Source organism: Marinomonas sp. THO17 (genome assembly GCF_040436405.1).
Taxonomy (GTDB): Bacteria; Pseudomonadota; Gammaproteobacteria; order Pseudomonadales; family Marinomonadaceae; genus Marinomonas.
In genome coordinates this window covers 3,411,467-3,430,216 of sequence record NZ_AP031575.1, presented here as the reverse complement: position 1 = coordinate 3,430,216, position 18,750 = coordinate 3,411,467, and the positions used below count along the sequence as shown (strand labels likewise).

Annotated in this window: 14 protein-coding genes; 7 read left to right on the top strand and 7 right to left on the bottom strand. The window is 42.9% G+C overall.

The annotated features are described in order from the left end of the window. Positions 1-168: 168 nt before the first annotated feature. The 4 genes from ABXS85_RS16170 to ABXS85_RS16155 form a co-directional block, all read right to left on the bottom strand. Positions 169-2,010, bottom strand: a complete 1,842-nt coding sequence (locus ABXS85_RS16170) for an ATP-binding protein (protein ID WP_353667558.1) — start codon at positions 2,008-2,010, stop codon at positions 169-171. Between the two features lie 275 nt (positions 2,011-2,285). Then, complete coding sequence (locus ABXS85_RS16165; protein WP_353667557.1) at positions 2,286-3,698, bottom strand: esterase-like activity of phytase family protein; 1,413 nt, start codon at positions 3,696-3,698, stop codon at positions 2,286-2,288. Between the two features lie 134 nt (positions 3,699-3,832). Next, entirely contained in the window at positions 3,833-5,434 is a 1,602-nt protein-coding gene (locus ABXS85_RS16160) for an isocitrate lyase (protein WP_353667556.1), read from the bottom strand. Between the two features lie 66 nt (positions 5,435-5,500). Next, positions 5,501-7,678: a malate synthase G gene (locus tag ABXS85_RS16155; protein WP_353667555.1), complete on the bottom strand. Its 2,178-nt coding sequence runs from the start codon at positions 7,676-7,678 to the stop codon at positions 5,501-5,503. A gap of 145 nt (positions 7,679-7,823) precedes the next feature. Between ABXS85_RS16155 and ABXS85_RS16150 the strand changes: the two genes are divergently transcribed. After that, positions 7,824-9,347 (top strand): DUF3612 domain-containing protein, encoded by a 1,524-nt coding sequence (locus ABXS85_RS16150; protein WP_353667554.1) that lies wholly within the window; start codon positions 7,824-7,826, stop codon positions 9,345-9,347. A gap of 227 nt (positions 9,348-9,574) precedes the next feature. After that, a complete protein-coding gene (locus ABXS85_RS16145) occupies positions 9,575-10,789 on the top strand; it encodes a phosphoribosyltransferase family protein (RefSeq protein ID WP_353667553.1) in 1,215 nt (404 codons plus the stop codon). 60 nt (positions 10,790-10,849) lie between these two features. On the opposite strand, the gene ABXS85_RS16140 is transcribed toward ABXS85_RS16145, so the two are convergent. Beyond that, positions 10,850-11,428, bottom strand: coding sequence for a hypothetical protein (locus tag ABXS85_RS16140; RefSeq protein ID WP_353667552.1), 579 nt, complete (start codon positions 11,426-11,428; stop codon positions 10,850-10,852). A 138-nt stretch (positions 11,429-11,566) separates the two neighbouring features. Continuing rightward, positions 11,567-11,923, bottom strand: coding sequence for a DoxX family protein (locus ABXS85_RS16135; protein ID WP_353667551.1), 357 nt, complete (start codon positions 11,921-11,923; stop codon positions 11,567-11,569). Positions 11,924-12,023: 100 nt separating this feature from the next. On the opposite strand from ABXS85_RS16135, the gene ABXS85_RS16130 reads away from it, so the two are divergent. The 3 genes from ABXS85_RS16130 to ABXS85_RS16120 all read left to right on the top strand — a co-directional run bounded on the left by ABXS85_RS16130 (position 12,024) and on the right by ABXS85_RS16120 (position 16,023). Continuing rightward, entirely contained in the window at positions 12,024-12,899 is an 876-nt protein-coding gene (locus ABXS85_RS16130) for a LysR family transcriptional regulator (RefSeq protein ID WP_353667550.1), read from the top strand. A 186-nt stretch (positions 12,900-13,085) separates the two neighbouring features. Beyond that, positions 13,086-14,054, top strand: a complete 969-nt coding sequence (locus tag ABXS85_RS16125; RefSeq protein WP_353667549.1) for a tripartite tricarboxylate transporter substrate binding protein — start codon at positions 13,086-13,088, stop codon at positions 14,052-14,054. Positions 14,055-14,070: 16 nt separating this feature from the next. Beyond that, positions 14,071-16,023 carry a tripartite tricarboxylate transporter permease gene (locus ABXS85_RS16120; protein ID WP_353667548.1) on the top strand — a complete coding sequence of 651 codons (1,953 nt, stop codon included), beginning with the start codon at positions 14,071-14,073 and terminating at the stop codon, positions 16,021-16,023. Positions 16,024-16,071: 48 nt separating this feature from the next. On the opposite strand, the gene ABXS85_RS16115 is transcribed toward ABXS85_RS16120, so the two are convergent. Then, positions 16,072-16,983 (bottom strand): LysR family transcriptional regulator, encoded by a 912-nt coding sequence (locus ABXS85_RS16115; protein WP_353667547.1) that lies wholly within the window; start codon positions 16,981-16,983, stop codon positions 16,072-16,074. A 112-nt stretch (positions 16,984-17,095) separates the two neighbouring features. On the opposite strand from ABXS85_RS16115, the gene ttdA reads away from it, so the two are divergent. Together ttdA and ttdB are read left to right on the top strand one after the other, a co-directional pair. Continuing rightward, the gene (gene ttdA, locus ABXS85_RS16110) at positions 17,096-17,995 is read left to right on the top strand and encodes a L(+)-tartrate dehydratase subunit alpha (protein ID WP_353667546.1); all 900 of its coding nucleotides are present in this window, start codon (positions 17,096-17,098) and stop codon (positions 17,993-17,995) included. Continuing rightward, complete coding sequence (gene ttdB / locus ABXS85_RS16105) at positions 17,992-18,603, top strand: L(+)-tartrate dehydratase subunit beta (protein ID WP_353667545.1); 612 nt, start codon at positions 17,992-17,994, stop codon at positions 18,601-18,603. The genes ttdA and ttdB overlap by 4 nt, the downstream gene beginning before the upstream one ends. The last annotated feature ends 147 nt before the right edge of the window (positions 18,604-18,750 follow it).

Here is an 18,750-nt window from a genome sequence, read left to right as displayed (position 1 = left end):
GCAAATATTAAAGACATCTACTAACCAGTCCCATCATGTGCTACATGATTTATCCTGTGTGGGACGAAATACAACACACGAGATTACGGCAATAACAAAGGACGCAATCGAGTAGAGGTCGAATCAGATAGCCAAACCACAAACACCTAAATTTATTTCTTTCTATACTCAAAGCTGTAAAGGTTTACCCAGTTTAATACCCTCAACAATAGCCTCTAGTTCTACCAACAAAAATGGTTTACTCATAAAAGCATCCATACCCGCTTCTAAGCATTGCCGCTTAATAGCGTCTTCCACATGAGCGGTAAGTGCCACTATAGGCGTTGCTTTTCTGTTTTCTCGCTGCTCTATTTGACGAATCGCTCTGGTCGCATCAAAACCATCCATTTCAGGCATATTACAATCCATAAAAATCACATCATAATCATCCCTATGAAGAAACTTATCTTGCGCAACTATGCCATTCTCGGCGATGTCTACCTGACACCCCAAGCGAATCAAAAATTGCTCTCCAACAATTTGATTTATCCTATTATCCTCCACCAGCAAAACCTGCAAAGAAGAAGGTTCAGTAAAAGCAGTTTGCTGGTCAACAGGTTTGGGCTGCTTGTCTTTGTCTTGCAAAACCTCTTTCGTCGTTTTGTTCGATGTCATGGCCAAGTTAAATGGCAAAATGACACTAAATCTTGTGCCTTTACCCACCTCACTGTGAACCTGAATATCGCCGCCCATTAAGTCCACAATACGCTTAGTAATGCTTAACCCTAAACCTGTACCACGTATATTAGAGTGAAATTGATTAATTTGATAAAACTGCTCAAAAATGTGCTCAATGTTAGCTTTAGAAATCCCAATCCCTGTATCCTCAACTTGTAGAATCAACTGGATCATCGGCTCGTTAGAGGCCGTTAATGCTTGCGACGATACGCTAACTTTTACCCAACCTTGTTCGGTAAATTTAATGGCATTGCCAATCAGGTTATAAAGGATTTGATGTAATCGATAAGAATCCCCAAACACAGTCCCTGGAACATCGTCAAAATCACAACTTAATTGAAGACCTTGCCGATCCGCTTGGCTGGATAACAAATACACAACTTCTTCCACTAAGGCTTTTGGGTCGAACTTTTTTTGCTCCAGCTCCAACTCAGCAGCATTCATTTTCGAGTAATCCAAGATATTATTAATAATGTGCATCAGGTTACTACCGGCATTATTAATAACGCTGACATGCTGTCTTTGCTCATCATTCAACTTACTCAAAGATAACAATTGTGCCATCCCCAATATGCCATTAAGAGGTGTACGAATCTCATGTGTCATGGCTGCTAGAAAGTTCGCTTTCGCTTGCCCTGCAGCTTCCGCTTGTAATTTTGCTTTTTCCAACTCTTTTGCCTGTTCTGACAGCATTAAATTATCGTTCAGGGTTTGCCAATAAGATCGGTTTAACTGCTTCCCTATCATCAAAATAAACACACCATAGCCAAGCGTCAGAATAACAATAATCCAATTAGTAGGTGGTTCTAAAAGCACTGCAGCAGCAAACGCAAATGGCAAACAAATGATGAGCCAATAAGTCCGCTGCATCTTGTGTGAGACGACCAGTACGGCCATCCCCCCCATACTAATAGCGGCCGAAGACATGACATTTACCATGACACCAATATCAATAACAGGACTCATATAAAACAGCCAAACTGAACTGGCTACCCAAATAAATGCTGAGGTGTTGTACAGTAAAGAATAACGACTAAAAAGAGAATGGAGGTCCACTTCACTCGGCTTCATTGCCTTGTGATAAAGACGTAAACGTTCGATTTGCAGAACAATAAAGAGAATTGAAAAAAGAGCAATAAACTCTAAATGAACATGTACCACCGTTGAGCTGAATACAGTTGCAAGAAATGCCATTAAATAAAAAACACCACCAAAACGCGAACGTTTTGCTAAATCCTTTAAACACATTTCACGGACTTGTTTATCATCAAGAGAGTATCGAGAATGCTTCAACTTTTATCCTCACACGTCATCTTCCAGTTACAAAGAACATTTTTTGATTAACGAGCTTTTCGATAGATCGTACCGCTATCAAGAATTAAGGCAAGTAACAATAATAGAAACTGATATTGATAGTATAAAATATCAATAGCGCCATTATGGGATAATATTTTTGCAAAGTACTAATAAGGTACTCTACTTAGAAATGGGGCTTCAGCAAAATAAGGCTTTACCAAAGCCCCCAGGTGAGTCGGATTGCATAGCAAGCTAGCTGAATTCCTAGCCAACTATCTTAGAAAATCTGTTTTGATGATGTACAACTGATTGTTGTCGACTGTACCATCACCTAGGTATTTTTGTCCCAGTTTGCCCTTCGTTGATGAAGTAGCAAAATCATCGTCGTTGAGTATACCTAAATAATGATCATTAATGATCCACAGACCTTCCATCTTATCATGCGGATAAGCCACTTCGTCGACCATATCGACAAGCAAAGATTTTCTCACAGGCTTGATGCCATATTCAGCCAATGCTTGCCAGCCTTTTTGTTGAGCAAATTGCTCTAACGTTAAGCCTTCTATCAACAAGCCATAATTTTCATCACGCTGAATGGCATTCGATAATTTAACACTGGAAAGTGGCGTGCCTGTAGACAAATCAATTCGATAAACCTGCTTTTGTGCATTTGGGTTGGCTTTCTTAGGCCCACCTAATAAAAAACTGCCGTCACGTTCAATGACTAGAAATTGTGATGCATTCAGGGCAGCAATTTCCGAGTTAGAATTTTCATTTTTATTCTGACGATATAAATATTGCTCGGTCTTCCCTGTTACCAAATCAACCGTCACAATACGAGTTAAATTGCCCTTTTGCGCGGCCTTATCAGGATTTAGCATGGTGGACTGCATGATGCCTACGAGAGTGCGCTCATCTGGCGTTATGGCCAATCCTTCCATACCTCGGTTAGCACGACGATGCTGAAACACACTTGGTAAAGAGTAGGTGTTGCGTTTGTCTTGTGCAAATGGGTTGATTCTTTCTATCTCGACACCAGCAGAGTCAAAATGCACCATGTGTGGACCATATTCATCACTTACCCAAAAACTACCATCTTTTAGAGCGACTAAACCTTCCCCATCCAAGCCATAATCGTCTAGTTTAATTGGGTTCGTTTGTGCATCATAAGGTTTACTGCTGTCCATCAGCACAGGTTGACCATCAGCATAATATGGTGTTTCTCCCGTTCCCCCAAAAGCGGATGTATTGGGTAGACCAGAAATCAAACTGCCATCTGGACGTTTCAATAAAATGCTTCTGACCAGCCTGATTTGTCCATCATCCGCTACTTCAAACAAACCTATACGAGGCGTATAATCTGCTACAGGAAAAATTTTCCCCTTACCATAGTCACCAGTGTATTTCGCATTAGGACCGCGGTCTGTTAATGTATAAAACTGATTAGCATTGTCGGGGTGAGCCGTCATGGCTGAGCCAAAACCCCCGTTACGTATTTCAAATGTTTGCCCAGATTGACCGTCTTTAAGATCATCACGAAGCACAGAATAAGGCAAAGCACTACCCTTTATTGGAAAACTATCGACAAATTGAGTATCGCCCTTTGCTGAAGATGATGTCTGACTGATGCAACCACTCAAGACCACCACTGACATAACTCCAACCAACCCAGTTCTACTTATCATTACAGCCTATCCCCTTTGTTTGTATATAAACGCTTGGTCAGCTTAAAAAATGGCTATGACGCTTTCATGACGTTTACAAGACAACAAAAAGCCCAGCGGGGGAACACGCTGAGCTTTTTGTCTTTCCCTAGTCCTTAAATGGCGGCAAATTGGTTCATGGTGTTATCTTTACCAGAGGCTTTCAGCGCGTTGTCACCTGAGAAGTACTCTTTATGATCATCACCAATATTGGAACCCGACATGTCCTGATGTTTCACACACGCCAGGCCTTGGCGAATTTCTTTGCGCTGCACTTCCAGTACATAACCCAGCATACCCTGTTCACCGAAATAATCTTTCGCCAGATTGTCAGTCGACAAGGCCGCTGTGTGGTAGGTTGGCAAAGTAATCAAGTGATGGAAAATACCCGCTTGCGCGGCAGCGTCTTGTTGGAAGCGACGAATGCGCTCATCTGCTTCGTCAGACAAAGCCGTACCATCGTATTCTTGAGACATAAGGCGATCACGATCATAAACGCTGGTGTCTTTACCCGCTTCTTGCCATGCATCAAACACTTGCTGACGGAAGTTTAACGTCCAGTTAAAAGACGGACTGTTGTTGTACACCAACTTGGCATTTGGCACCACCTCACGAATGCGATTCACCAACTCAGCGATCTGACCAATATGCGGTTTCTCAGTTTCTATCCACAATAAATCCGCCCCGTGCTGCAAAGACGTAATACAATCCAATACCACTCGATCCGCACCCGTATTTGCTTTAAAGCGCACCAAGCCGTTTGCTAAGCGAGTGGGTTTAATGCACTTGTCACCTTGCTTCAGTAACATATCACCAGACTGCATTTGTTCGAGAGAAGTGACTTCTTCACCATCAATGAAGGCACTGTATTGCTCGGCTAAATCGCCCGCTGTTTGTGACACTGGGATTTTCTGAGTCAGACCCGCGCCCAATGAATCTGTACGGGCCACAATCACACCATCATCTACCCCCAACTCAAGGAAGGCATAACGCACAGCATTGATCTTGGCGAGAAAATCTTCATGGGGCACAGTTACCTTACCGTCTTGGTGACCACATTGTTTCGCGTCGGATACTTGGTTTTCAATCTGGATACAGCAAGCGCCAGCTTCAATCATTTTCTTTGCCAACAAGTAAGTCGCTTCTTCGTTACCGAAACCGGCATCAATGTCGGCAATGATTGGCACAACATGGGTTTCAAAATTATCGATGTTTTCTTGTGCTGCCTGTTCACGCACTTGATCACCTACTGCTCGAGCATCATCCAACTCTTTAAACAAGTGTTGCAATTCACGGGCATCCGCTTGTTTCAAAAAGGTGTACAGCTCTTCGATCAACGCAGGCACTGAGGTTTTCTCATGCATAGACTGATCGGGCAAAGGGCCAAACTCTGAGCGCATCGCGGCCACCATCCAACCTGAAAGGTATAGGTAACGGCTGCGTGTTGTACCAAAGTGTTTCTTAATGGAAATCATTTTTTGCTGACCAATGAAACCGTGCCAGCAACCCAAAGATTGCGTGTAGTTCGCAGGGTCTTGATCGTACCGCGCCATGTCTTCACGCATCACTTTGGCCGTGTATTTGGCGATATCAATACCGGTATTAAAACGGTTTTGTAGTTGCATGCGCGCTACGTATTCTGGATTCATACCGCCCCAAGTCGCTTGTTGGCCAATGAGTTGGCTGGCTTGCTGCATTTTATTTTTATAAGTTTGCATAGTATTTCTCACTCTTTGGTTATGTATTTCTTTGGTTAATCGTTAGCTTGTTTAATCGTTTGTCATCTAGTTGCTTAGCTGCTTCACTTTGATTCGGTAAGCGTGTAGCAAAGGCTCGGTGTAACCATTGGCTTGAATCACACCTTTAAAGATCAAGTCATGAGCGGCTTTAAATGCTTGGCTGGTACCTTCTTCCGATAGCAATGGACGGTAATCTGGTGTTGATTGATTTTGCTCATCAACAATCTTGGACATGCGCTTCATAGAGGCTTCCACTTGCTGTGGCGAACAGATGCCATGCAATAACCAATTTGCCAAGTGCTGACTTGAGATGCGCAAAGTGGCCCTGTCTTCCATCAAGCCAACATTGTTAATGTCAGGCACTTTGGAGCAACCCACACCGTCTTCGACCCAGCGAACGACGTAACCTAATAAACCTTGAATATTGTTATCCACTTCACGTTCAATGACCTGTTCAGACAAGGTCAGGTTGTCGGGAATCAAAGGCACCGTTAGCAAATCGTTAAGACTGGCTGGCGTGCGCTGCTTCACTCTTTCGTGACGCGCAAACACATCAATGCGGTGGTAATGCAATGCATGTAAGGTGGCTGCAGTGGGTGACGGCACCCAAGCTGTGTTAGCGCCGGATTTTGGATGGGCTAGCTTAGCTTCCATCATGGCCGCCATTTCATCTGGCATGGCCCACATCCCTTTACCGATTTGTGCTCGTCCAGGTAAACCACAAGCCAAGCCAATCTCGACATTGCGATTTTCATAAGCTTGTATCCAAGCCTGAGATTTGATTTGTTCTTTCGGTAAAAAAGCCCCTGCCTGCATGCTGGTATGAATCTCGTCACCAGTTCTGTCTAGGAACCCAGTGTTGATAAAGACCACCCTTTCTTTCGCAGCACGAATGCACTCTTTGAGATTCAAGGTAGTGCGGCGCTCTTCATCCATGATGCCGATTTTCAAAGTGTTTCTGGCTAAGCCCAGCATGTCTTCAACACGAGCAAACAACTCGCAGCTAAAGGCCACTTCTTCAGGGCCATGCATTTTCGGTTTTACAATATAGATACTGCCGGTACGACTGTTGCGTAAACCTTCAGTTTTCTTCAAATCCACAGCGGCAATCAAAGACGTCACCACCGCATCGACAATGCCTTCTGGCACAAAGTTACCCAAGCCATCTTGCATGAGATCGCATTCCATTAAATGACCGACGTTGCGAATTAATAGTAATGAACGACCATGTAATCGATATGCTTGACCATCCAGATCGGTAAAGAACTTATCTGGATTCATACGGCGGGTTTGCATTTCACCGTCTTTTTTGAAGCTGGCCTCTAACGTGCCTTGCATTAAGCCAAGCCAATTTCGGTACACCTCAATTTTGTCTTCCGAGTCCACCGCAGCGACAGAGTCTTCACAGTCAATGATGGTGCTTAAAGCCGACTCAACCAAAATGTCGTTGATATTGGCTTTGTCTTTCGCGCCATTCACCCCATTGCGATCGAACTGAATTTCCACATGTAGGCCATGATTGCGTAACAGAATGGCTTCTGGCTCACTGCGTTGGCCATTCACAGCCACCAGCTGACAAGCTTGTTTTAAACCGGATTGGCTACCATCTTCAAAGAAAGCCAACAAATGGTGATAGTAAACAACATAACTAGACACATTTTGGTGAGAGCCATTTTCTAATGGAAACACCTCGTCTAAAAAAGCTTTAGCCTTTTTGATAACAGCCTCTCCACGTGCTGGGTTATAGCCGTTGTCTGTTTCAAGACCATTGTTTTTGGCGATCACATCTGTGCCGTAAAATGCATCGTATAAGCTGCCCCAACGGGCATTGGCAGCGTTCAAAGCAAAACGCGCATTTTTCACAGGCACAACCAATTGCGGCCCTGCTAACTTGGCAATTTCATCATCTACATTTGACGTTGTGATGGTGAAATCCTCACCTTCCTCAACCAAATAGCCGATCTCTCGTAGAAAGGCTTCGTACTCATTGATGTCCATTGGTTGACCTTTTCGGGCCAAATGCCAGTCATCAATTTGTTGCTGCAAACTATCGCGTTTTGCTAAGAGTTGACGATTAATGGGAGACAGATCCTCGATCAATTGCGAAAAATCCTGCCAGAACTGGTTGGCATCCATCTTGTGCAATGGCAATACTTCTTCGTTGATGAAGCGACTAAAGTCGGGTTGTATCACACTGTTATTTTTAGGTTGCGGCATAGTCATGTTGGTTACCTTTATTCTTATCTTCATCAAACCACATTCAGTCAATGTGCTTTCACAAATGCCTGATCACTTGCTTGATTTATAGTCTATGCCGTACTAACCTAAAATTTCACAATAAGAATTACACACTGTAAATTTTACAAAAATGAAAAATAAAAATAACTTAAATCGCAAAGCCCATTTTCTTGGCACCAAAATCCGCAATCTCAGAAAGCGCAACCGTTTGACCATGGAAGACTTGTCATCCCGTTGCATCAAACTCGACCCTGAAGCCGCTCCTTCGGTGTCTTATTTGTCCATGATAGAAAGAGGTAAACGAGTACCGAGTGAAGAAGTTTTAGAAGTCATTGCACAAGTTTTTCAAAAAACCGTTAGCTGGTTTTTGGACGATATTCCGGAACAAGAAGCCATCACTCCTTCAAAAGGCTCTGGCGGTGGCATTAACGGCATGGCGCTGGAGCCTAACTTTCTGTTTTCAAATGAAATTCTGCAAATTGCCATACCAGAAATGTTGTCTCAGACTGGTACCAGTGGCCGACAATTCGCCCATTTGCTCATTCGTGCTCACCAAGAGCATCATCAGAATCACTTCCCTGACCTAGAAAGAGCCGCTGAAGAAGTGGGTTTAAAGCGCCTGCCCTTGAGTATTGATGAATTGATTGCTATCGCTAAGCAAATGGGCATGCAAATCAAATGGTTTCGCAAAACGCCTTTATCTGTATTAGAAAACATGGGCATTGACGAAAACCATGTGGTCACCTCATTTTTCGATCCACCGAGTACCATTTACATCAATCACATCATGAAAAATCAGACACAACGTCTGAAATACAATTTGGCAGTACACATAGGACATGCTGTATTGCACGACAAAGACGGCATTAAAAATGTCTTAGTAACAGGTCGTAACGAAATCACCCCAATCCAGGATAGAAGTCAGAAATCACATAAAACAGGAATGGATGCGCAAGATATTTTATTAGCCTGGCGAGACTTCGAATGCAGCTTTTTTGCTGGGGCGTTATTGTGTCCTAAAGTTCCCTTTAGACAGTTGCTTGATCGTAATGGATATGAAATCAGCACTGCGAAACTCGCTGGTGTTTCTGAATCTGTTGCCATGCGTCGCATGACAGCCACTTCGCCTTACCCGCACTGGCACTATTTCGACGCTTACGCGCCTGGAAAGCTCAAAGCCGTCTATCGTGGCAATGGTATTCCGCTGCCTTGGGGCAACATGAGTTTGGTCGAAGATCCATGCCAACATTGGGCGGTATTTCGCATGATAAACGAAAATTTCACCGGCACTTCTGCGCAAATTTCCATCCTAAATGTAGGCGATGAAGCGCGCATTTATGCTTGTGAATCCATCAAGGTAGAAGATTTAGCTGGCAAAAGCCACGTGCTTTGTTCAGGTATTGATTTAAACCCTGCCATCTCAGCACAAGGTAAAGACGCCATTAGCATTGCCAATGATTTAAAAGACGCTTGTGTTGGCCACGGTGGCTCCGCGCCCATTCCATCTAGTATCAAAAAAGATTTAATGAGTGTGGCACGTATTCTCAATATCAACTGGGTCGAACGTGGTATTGAAAATGACGCCAGAGTGATTTGCTCCCGTGGTTCCGTATGTCCTAGATCACCCAGTTGTTACCAGCAATGTGGTCAGTAAGTTGGCACCTATTCGCTCCTTCCTTAATAAGTAAATTTGGCTCTCAAAAGGAGAATAGGTACAGTGAGCCAATCATAAAAACCTATTCTGACATCTCAGAATAGAGAAATAGAAAGTCAGCAAAGCAGTGAAAATTTACCTTTTCTCTGCTTTAAGCTCTATCGAAACAACTCAACTCGTATTAGAATTGCAGCAAATTTCCCCTATCCCTTAGTTAAGGATCTTTCATGACTATGTCGACCAGTCAGTCAACGAATGTCGTAGTTGTAAGTAACTCTTCTGATAACCCTTTTGCTATTGATATTGCCTATGCTATGGGCCAGTTTGATGACATAGCAGACTTAATCAGTATGAAGCAGTTTATGAACACAGAGTTCTGCCCTCGCTTTATTTCAGACGAACAGGACTTCGAAAACATAGGCCAAAAACTGAATGGAAAATCTGTCGTCATTGTCAGTACCAATAGCCATATTAAAAGTCGTCAAGAACTGGCCATGGCCAACATGATCATTGCCCGAGCAGCAAAAGAAAATGGCGCAGAGCGTGTTATCTTGGTGGAGCCAGACTTGTTTTACAGCGCACAAGATCGAGGGCCCAGCAAAGATTTAGGGGAAACCAGCTTTGAGCGTGATATTTACGATATTAAAAAGTTCGATGGCCAACCCTTTACCGCTAAGCTATATGCTCAGCTATTAAAGCTTTCCGGGGTTGATACCGTCATGACGATTCACAATCACTCTGAATCGGTGCAGAAAATCTTCAGCCACGTCTTCCAAGGCGACTTCCACAACCTCATCCCCTACGAAATCTACGCTCACTACCTACTAAACTCAGACATTTTGCATTACGGCCCTGAAGGGGAAGGCTTAGTACTGTGCGCACCCGACAAAGGCGCACGCGACTTCGTTAAAGAAATGTTTAATCGCTTAGGCTTAAGCAAAGCTAAATTCATCATGCTGGATAAGGAACGTACCGCAGAACGTAAGGTAGAAATCACCCTTCACAAAGAAAGTGAACACACATTTGATGGTTTAGATGGCGCCAGCATCATCTTGTTTGACGACATGGTTCGTACTGGCTCGACCGTGGTCAAATCTTGTCAATTTTTACGTCAAATTAACCCACAACGTATGGTATTTGCGGTATCTCACTTCTACGCCAGTGACGAAGGCCGCGAGCGCATGTCGCATCCAGCATTGGGAGAAATCCTAACGCTGAATACCTTACCGACTATCTTAAACCGAGATGAGCAAGGTCGTTTACGTAAGAAGATGGTGGTACTGAAAGTAGAAAAATGGCTAGCTCAAGAGTTATGCCATATTTTGGGATTGCCAGATCATCAAGAACCCAATCCTTACAAGATTGATATGTCTTCTAAGAACCCTCGATTCAAGCGCAAAATTTGGTTCAGCGAAGAGTTGCAAGAACTTCAAGCAAAATAATCGATCTTCAACAAAAAAGGCCGCAATCGCGGCCTTTTTTGTTGTGAGCAATATTTTCAATTAGCCTCGGAAAGTGAGCAATAAAATGTCTCTCATTTTGCGCTCTACCGTCAATCCAGCTTGGTCAAAATCTGTTTTTTCAACCTTGTATAAAAGTGGCTGAATGTCTCGCAGTTTTTTGATTGCTTGCGGATCATCAGCCAACAAAACAGCGACATAAGAAAAAGCGTCATAATAGGCAAACGCCTGTTCTTTTAGGGCATTCAAATAGGAGTCAACACTTTCGTCACCAAAGACTTGCTTGATTGCAGTAATGGCACCAAACACGGCCGCTCCTTCACATAAGCTAGTGGAGCTCGCACCCTTTTCCATTGGCCAAAGACCTTTAACCATTTCCTGTATTAGGTCTGCTAGTAAAATTACCTGATTGGTAAAACTGCGTGAAGGTATTAGAATTTTGTATTGATATGGAGTAGTTTCATCAAGAATAGCAGCGGGTTTGGCAATATCTTGGCCTATTTCAAAGCCAGCAAATTGGGCCTGAGCCAAGGCTTCACCAAAAAGAAATTCAACAGCGGGTTGCCATGCTGCACTAAGTTTTTCTAACTGTTTTATTTGAGTAGTCTGGGGATCTGACACGAGCTCATCCTATCTTGATACAACAAAGCAGAATGCTCTGCTTTGTTTGGATTCATAATAGGCGCCACTTTATCACATGGCGTTCAAAGGGTCAGAGAAAATCCCCAAACTTTCAACTCAAAATGAGTCAAATCACATTTATACTGGATACCAAATCGCCTCTTTACGACGCAGCATAATAATAACAAGGGCAAGTAAGATAAACACAAAAGCAGGTATAGCTGTTGGCACCGCATACACTAAGTGAAAATAGATTGCACCCGCCAAAATTGGAATCATGCCAGTTGCCGCTAACGCAGACCATTTAGGCACTAATAAACCTATGCCAGCCAATAATTCCATAGCGCCGATAAAGTAACCAAACCATTCAGGCAAACCCATCATACTAAAACTTTGATGCATTGCTGGTACGCCAGACAATTTAGCCACTCCTGCTAGAATCAAAGGCAAGGCCAATAAAAAAGTTGGCACCCAGATTTTTAATTTCGCTTTCATAATATTTTCCTCATTGAGATCTGTTTAATAGCGAAATTATCTACCATGCATTAATATAAATTATATTTAATTTTTATTATAAACTTCATCAGGTTTTATTATGGTTTCGATTGATCAATTGAAGATATTAATCGCGGTCGCAGAAAGCCGTTCACTTAGCCAAGCAGCAGAACGAGTATACAAGACACAACCCGCATTAACGGCAGCCCTAAAGCAACTGGAAGCGCAATTAAATCTATCTTTGTTTAATCGTCAGCAATACCGTATGCAACTGAACGCACAGGGTCAAATCATCTATCAGAAAGCCAAACAAGTGGTTGCTGAGCATCAGCATCTTCTCGATACGGCCGCCTGTTTTGCCCAAGGAGAAGAAGACACCATCAGCTTAGCGATTGAAGCGTCATTTGAAATAGAACAAATTTTGCAAGCCTTGGAACAAGTACAACAACACTATGCGTCCACTCAGATTGTGCTAAGCCAAGAATACCTTTCTGGTCCTATTGATCAGTTACTGCAAAATAAGGTCGATTTAGCCATTTCTCCCATTCCCAATCAGTTAATTCATGACAGCCAGATTGAGCACAAGATCATTACACAAGGTTATTTACTCAATGTGGCGGCAGATAAACTCATTCAAAAATTTGACCATCTCACTACCGTTCGCCAACTGATCGACACCTATCAAGTAGTAGTAAAAGATTCCGGCATGCTAACCACTGGGATTAAAGTTGGTGTACAGGATGCTCAGCGTTATTGGTATGTCAATAACTTTGCAACCAAGTTATCTCTGATTCAGTCTGGAATGGGATGGGGCAGAATGCCTGAACATTTTGTCCGTGATGCCCTCGCTAAAGGAGAATTACACGAGCTCAATCTCATCGATTATGATAATCGTATTGAATTCACCTACTGTCTAGTCAAAATCGCTAACAAACCTTTAGGGCCAGTGGCCACAGCCTTATGGCAAGCATTATAAGGAGTAGATGACCTTGGTGGTCGGCAAGGATATGATGTTAAGTAATATCAAGTCATCCAGATAAAAACATGACACATAACCTATTATTGAATTATTTTCAAAAATGTATTAACCCATGTTTGTTGTAAGGTCTTTTATATCCGTTATAGTTTTTATCGCTGACAATAATTAAAAAAGGCGAATATCATGAAAAATAAGAACTTAAAAACACTTTTCGTTCCTTTGCTAGCAGCCTTCACACTTAGTGTAACGGCAACAAGTGCGGTGGCAAATGACTTTCCTAGCAAACCGATCAACTACATTATTCCATTTAATGCTGGTGGTGAATCAGATCTGTCTGCTCGCTTTCAGCAATCTGTATTTGAAAAATACGCAGGAGTACAAACGGTCATCCAGTACATGCCTGGTGCCGGTGGTGCAGTAGCTTGGTCACAACTAAACGGCATGGAGGGTGATGGTTACACCATCATGGGAATTAATATCCCTCACAGTATCATGCAACCTATCGTGAAAGATTCGGGCTACACCACGGACGAGCTGACCCCTCTTTACTATTTCCACTACACACCAAATGCGATCTTTGTTCCAGCTAACAGTCAGTTTAAAGACTTAGGTCAACTGATTGACTATGGTAAGAAAAACCCAGGCATGGTTACTTTTGCTGGTTCTGGTTCAAATTCAGCAAACCACATTGGTCAAGCAACCTTTGATAAATTGACTGGTATCACTTCAACTTACGTACCATTTAGCGGTATAGGACCTGCGATGACTTCTTTAATGGGTGGCCAAGTCGCGGCCGGTTTTGCTTATGCAACATCAGGTGCAAGTGCTGGCGACAAGCTACGTATGCTTGCTGTGTCTTCTGAAAAGAGATTGTCTGCGTTTCCTGATGTCCCAACCTTTAAAGAGTTAGGCATTGACCTAGTAGGTGGTGCATACCGAGGTGTTGCTGTACCTAAGTCCACTCCAGAAGACGTACGCCAAAAACTGTCTGATATAGTCGGGGAAATCAACAAAGACCCAGAGTTTGTTAAGAAAATGGAAGACAATGGCTTTGTACTGACCGATATATCTTATAAAAATATGGATGCATTTATCGAGGCAAATAAAGCTGAGTACCAGGGCGTCGCTCAACTTTTGGGCTTAATCAAGTAACGAATAGGTAACTTAAATGGAACTAGTAAGCTATTTAATTGAAGCCCTTACGCCACTTAACCTTCTGTTAGCGTTAGTTGGTGTAATTGCCGGTACCATTATTGGTGCCATGCCAGGGCTTTCTGCAACAATGGCTGTTGCTGTCTTAGTGCCATTTACCTATGTGATGGGGCCAGCTTCTGGCCTCATCGTACTAGGGGCCATATACACTGGGGCAATCTATGGTGGCGCTTTCGCGGCCATATTGGTAAACACTCCCGGCACACCCTCTGCTATTGCGACAACCTTTGATGGTTATCCTTTGGCAAAACAAGGTAAAGGGGCTTTAGCCATCTCATTGGCAACCCTAGCTTCTGTTGGTGGTGGTTTAGTCGGCGGTTTAGCTTTGCTATTCCTTGCTCCTCCTCTTGCCGAAGTCGCGTTGGCATTTGGCCCATCCGAATATTTCTGGATGGCCGTATTTGGCCTTACACTGATTTCTGCATTATCCGTTGGCAACACATTAAAAGGTTTGATAGGCGCTTGTATCGGCTTATTGCTTTCTGCTGTTGGGGTTGCCGTTGTTGGCGGTGATGTACGCTTTACCTTTGATCAAGTTTCCTTACTTGGCGGCATTGATCTTACCTCTGCTATCATTGGTTTATACTGTATCCCAGTCATCATTGATTTGGTGGCCAACAAAGCGCCGCACTTAAAATTTGAATCCATCAGAGGGCAATCTTCATTAGCAGAAGCCTTTGGTCTGATTTTAAAACGCAAATTCAATCTACTACGCAGTTCTGTGATAGGTACTGTGGTAGGCATTCTGCCTGGCGCAGGCGGTTCTATTGCCGGCTTAGTGGCTTACACTGAAGCACGACGTAGTTCAAAAGAATCCGAAACATTTGGTAAAGGTGCGCCAGAAGGTATTGTGGCAACGGAATCTGCTAATAATGCAACCGTTGGCGGTGGTTTTATTCCTACTTTGGTTTTGGGGATTCCGGGAACCCCTCCTGATGCTATTATTTTGGGAGCATTACTGGTGCAGGGTATTAAAACTGGGCCTTCTTTGTTCACCGATCAAGGCAGCATTGTTTATACCTTTATCTATGGCCTCATTATTGCCACCCTGCTGATGCTACCTGTGGGTTTGATCTTAGGTAAATACGCCTATAAATCCATCTCTAAAACACCGAAAGAACTTTTGGTTCCTTGTGTGGCCTTCCTGACCGTAATAGGTAGTTATGCTATCCACAGTAATCCGCACGACACTTTCGTTATGTTTGTATTGGGTATTGCCGCTTGGTTCTTAGCCAAACTGGGCTTCAGTGCATCCCCCATAGTGTTGGGCTTGGTATTGGGTAAAATTGCAGAGCAGGGATTTGTACAAACCTACCTAATTGGCTCTGCTCAAGGTCGTACCTTAGAAATGTTCTTTGGGCGCCCTATCTCAATCGGCATCATCATCTGTTGTATCATTGCTCTACTTTTCCCCATTTTAGCTGCACGTAAGCAACAGAAGCCTGAAACGATTGAAGAACCTAGCAGAAAGTCCAGTGTGCTAATTTTTGTGCTGGCATTAATAGGCGTAGGAATACTGCTCTTCAATGATACGAAAAACATGTCCATTCTGGGTGCTGTTTTCCCATCCTACATTGCTGGAGCTATGATTTTCTTATCAATAGTATTGTTCATAAAACTGGCGATTAAGAAGGACGGCTTTAATCAAAACGCTAAGCTTCTGCCGAATAAAAGGCAAGCAGGCGTCTCCTTGGTCATTTTATTGTGGACTATTTTCATGGCAAAGTTAGGTTTTGGCATAGCCGCCACAATCGCTTTTATTTCCATCATGTTCATATCCACTTTTGAAAAGCAAAAGCCTATACGCATTATATTTAATATAATAATTTCCATACTAATAGTTTTACTATTCTATTTTGTTATGAAGGAAATATTATTATTAAGACTGCCAAGCGGATTGCTTTTTTAATATAAATCAGGGAGTGAAAATTCACTTTAAAAATTAAGAGTGACTTGTTTACCAAAAAGATCTTGTATTATCTTCACTGATAAAACTTTCTTTTAAATAATCTAAAAAACAAGTCACTCTCGCTGATAAATTTAGCTTCTCCATATATACCGCATATATATCTGCATTGGGGGTTTCGTATTCTTCTAATGCTATTTCTAACTTTCCTTGTCGTATGTATTTTGCCAAATCCCACTCGGCTCTCATGACAACGCCATGACCATCTAAAGCCCATCGCAAAGCAATTTCACCATCGTTGGTAACCAGACTACCTTTCACCTTGATAACCTCCTCATTATCATCTGAATTAAAACGCCATGCAGTGGCAACTTGTTGACTTTGTTTGATAACAATACAATTGTGTTCCAATAAATCTGCAGGAACATTAGGCTTGCCGCGTTTTTCAAAGTAGCTAGGAGAGGCGCAAATAAGACGACGATTAGGTGCAATTTTACGAGCAAATGCACGTGAATCAGGCACAGTACCGAAACGTATGCAGACATCAATTGACTCATCAGGAAGACTGATTGGTCTGTCGGTTAGCATCAACTGAACTTCGATGTCGGGATACTCATTAATGAACTCTGACACAATAGGTGCAATATAATTCCGTCCAAATCCCAGAGGTGCATTGACTCTTAGTAAACCCTTTGGAGAATCTCGTCTTTTCGAAACAACAGATTCCATTTCATCAATTTGATTAACAATATTTTTGACGTACTTTAAATAAATCTCACCTTCGTTCGTTAAACTCAATCGCCGGGTGGTTCTATTTATTAATCGCACTCCCAAACGTGCTTCCAAGTTAGAAAGACGTTTGGTCACAGCCGAAGGCGTTAAATTTAATTCACGTGCCGTGGACGATAAACTCCCATTACGAGACAAGGTAATAAAAAAAGTAAATTCGGATAAGGTATCCACTTATTCCTCCAAGGAAAGACTGAATTTCCTTATATTCTAACCTTCCTTATTAATAAATACTAAAATTAATCCATCATTTTTTTGTAAGACAGAAGTAAATAAGGAGGCTTTGATGAGTCACGAAAACTCAGTTGAGTATATGTCTGACATCATGACAAAGTTTACAAGCTACATTGGTAAGCGTCTTCCACGCGATGTTAAAAACAAGCAAGCCGAACTGCGCAAAAAAGAAAAAAACCCCATGGCCATCGAAATTTACGACACCATGGCAGAGAACCAAGAAGCAGCGGACAAACTAGATCGCCCAAGCTGTCAGGACACAGGGGTTATCCAGTACTTTATTAAAGTAGGAGCCAAGTTTCCATTACTGGGTGAACTGGAAGATATTTTACGCAATGCCACTCTGGAAGCCACACGTAAAGGCCCTCTTCGTCACAATGCCGTCGAAACATTTGAAGAGAAAAACACCGGCACCAATGCAGGCTCTAAAATTCCTTGGTTAGACTGGGACATAGTACCTGGTGAAGATACAGCGACGATTGAAGTCTACATGGCCGGTGGCGGTTGCACTCTGCCAGGTTCTGCCAAAGTACTGATGCCGGGTGAAGGTTATGAAGGCGTTGCAGACTTTGTATTTGATGTTATTACATCACGCGGTATCAATGCCTGTCCTCCTCTACTGGTGGGTGTGGGTGTATCTACTTCGGTGGAAACGGCGGCACGTCTTTCGAAAAAAGCCATTTTAAGACCAGTCGATACGCGTAATCCGAATGCCAAAGCGGCATTGATGGAAGATCTTTTAGAGAGCGGTCTAAATGAGGTCGGTATCGGCCCACAGGGTTTGACCGGTGATAACACAGTAATGGGCGTAAATATTGAGTCTTCTGCTCGTCACCCTTCCACTATCGGGGTAGCGGTATCTACAGGTTGTTGGGCACACCGTCGTGGCACCATCAAATTTAATCCAGATTTAAGCTATGAAGTACTGTCTCATGATGGAGTCATTCTATGAGTAAGAAAATTCTAACTACCCCTATTTCTGACGAAGCGTTAGCTGAGCTGAATGTGGGTGATATCGTGTATCTAACGGGTCATCTAGTGACTTGTCGTGATGTTGCTCATCGCCGTTTAATTGAGCTTAAACAGAAGTTACCCGTTGATATTAAAGATGGTGCCATTTTTCATGCTGGTCCTATTGTTCGCGAAAAAGAAGACGGTTCGTATGAAATGGTTTCCATTGGCCCTACCACCAGCATGCGTATGGAAAAGTTTGAACGTCAATTCATCGCAGAAACCGGTGTCAAACTCATCATAGGTAAGGGTGGCATGGGCGAAGAAACCGCCAAAGGCTGTTTAGAAAACAAAGCGGTTCACGCCGTTTTCCCAGGCGGCTGTGCTGTGGTAGCCGCCACCAAGGTAGAAGAAATTGAACAAGCCGAATGGAAAGACTTGGGCATGCCAGAAACCCTATGGGTGAGCCGCGTTCGCGAATTTGGCCCACTGATTATTTCCATCGACTCTAAAGGTCGCAACATCTTTGAGGAAAACAAAAAAACCTTTAACGAACGTAAAGGGGCGATTCTTAAAAAAATTCACGACCAAGTAAAATTCATCAAGTAACCCCTATCGCGCCATCTTATTTGATGGCGTGTTCTTAAGACTCAACAGCGCAAACTGAATCTTTAACAAGCATAGATTGAAGCCATTCAATTTACCTGACACCCAGCTGTGTTAAAATCTTCTCCTGTTCCAGCCGCAAGAGCGGTG

Coding starts and splice junctions, on each gene's coding strand:
- ABXS85_RS16165 (WP_353667557.1), bottom strand. CDS start 3,698: ATGATAAGTAGAACTGGGTTGGTTGGAGTTATGTCAGTGGTGGTCTTG.
- ABXS85_RS16160 (WP_353667556.1), bottom strand. CDS start 5,434: ATGCAAACTTATAAAAATAAAATGCAGCAAGCCAGCCAACTCATTGGC.
- ABXS85_RS16155 (WP_353667555.1), bottom strand. CDS start 7,678: ATGACTATGCCGCAACCTAAAAATAACAGTGTGATACAACCCGACTTT.
- ABXS85_RS16150 (WP_353667554.1), top strand. CDS start 7,824: ATGAAAAATAAAAATAACTTAAATCGCAAAGCCCATTTTCTTGGCACC.
- ABXS85_RS16145 (WP_353667553.1), top strand. CDS start 9,575: ATGACTATGTCGACCAGTCAGTCAACGAATGTCGTAGTTGTAAGTAAC.
- ABXS85_RS16135 (WP_353667551.1), bottom strand. CDS start 11,923: ATGAAAGCGAAATTAAAAATCTGGGTGCCAACTTTTTTATTGGCCTTG.
- ABXS85_RS16130 (WP_353667550.1), top strand. CDS start 12,024: ATGGTTTCGATTGATCAATTGAAGATATTAATCGCGGTCGCAGAAAGC.
- ABXS85_RS16125 (WP_353667549.1), top strand. CDS start 13,086: ATGAAAAATAAGAACTTAAAAACACTTTTCGTTCCTTTGCTAGCAGCC.
- ABXS85_RS16120 (WP_353667548.1), top strand. CDS start 14,071: ATGGAACTAGTAAGCTATTTAATTGAAGCCCTTACGCCACTTAACCTT.
- ttdA (WP_353667546.1), top strand. CDS start 17,096: ATGAGTCACGAAAACTCAGTTGAGTATATGTCTGACATCATGACAAAG.
- ttdB (WP_353667545.1), top strand. CDS start 17,992: ATGAGTAAGAAAATTCTAACTACCCCTATTTCTGACGAAGCGTTAGCT.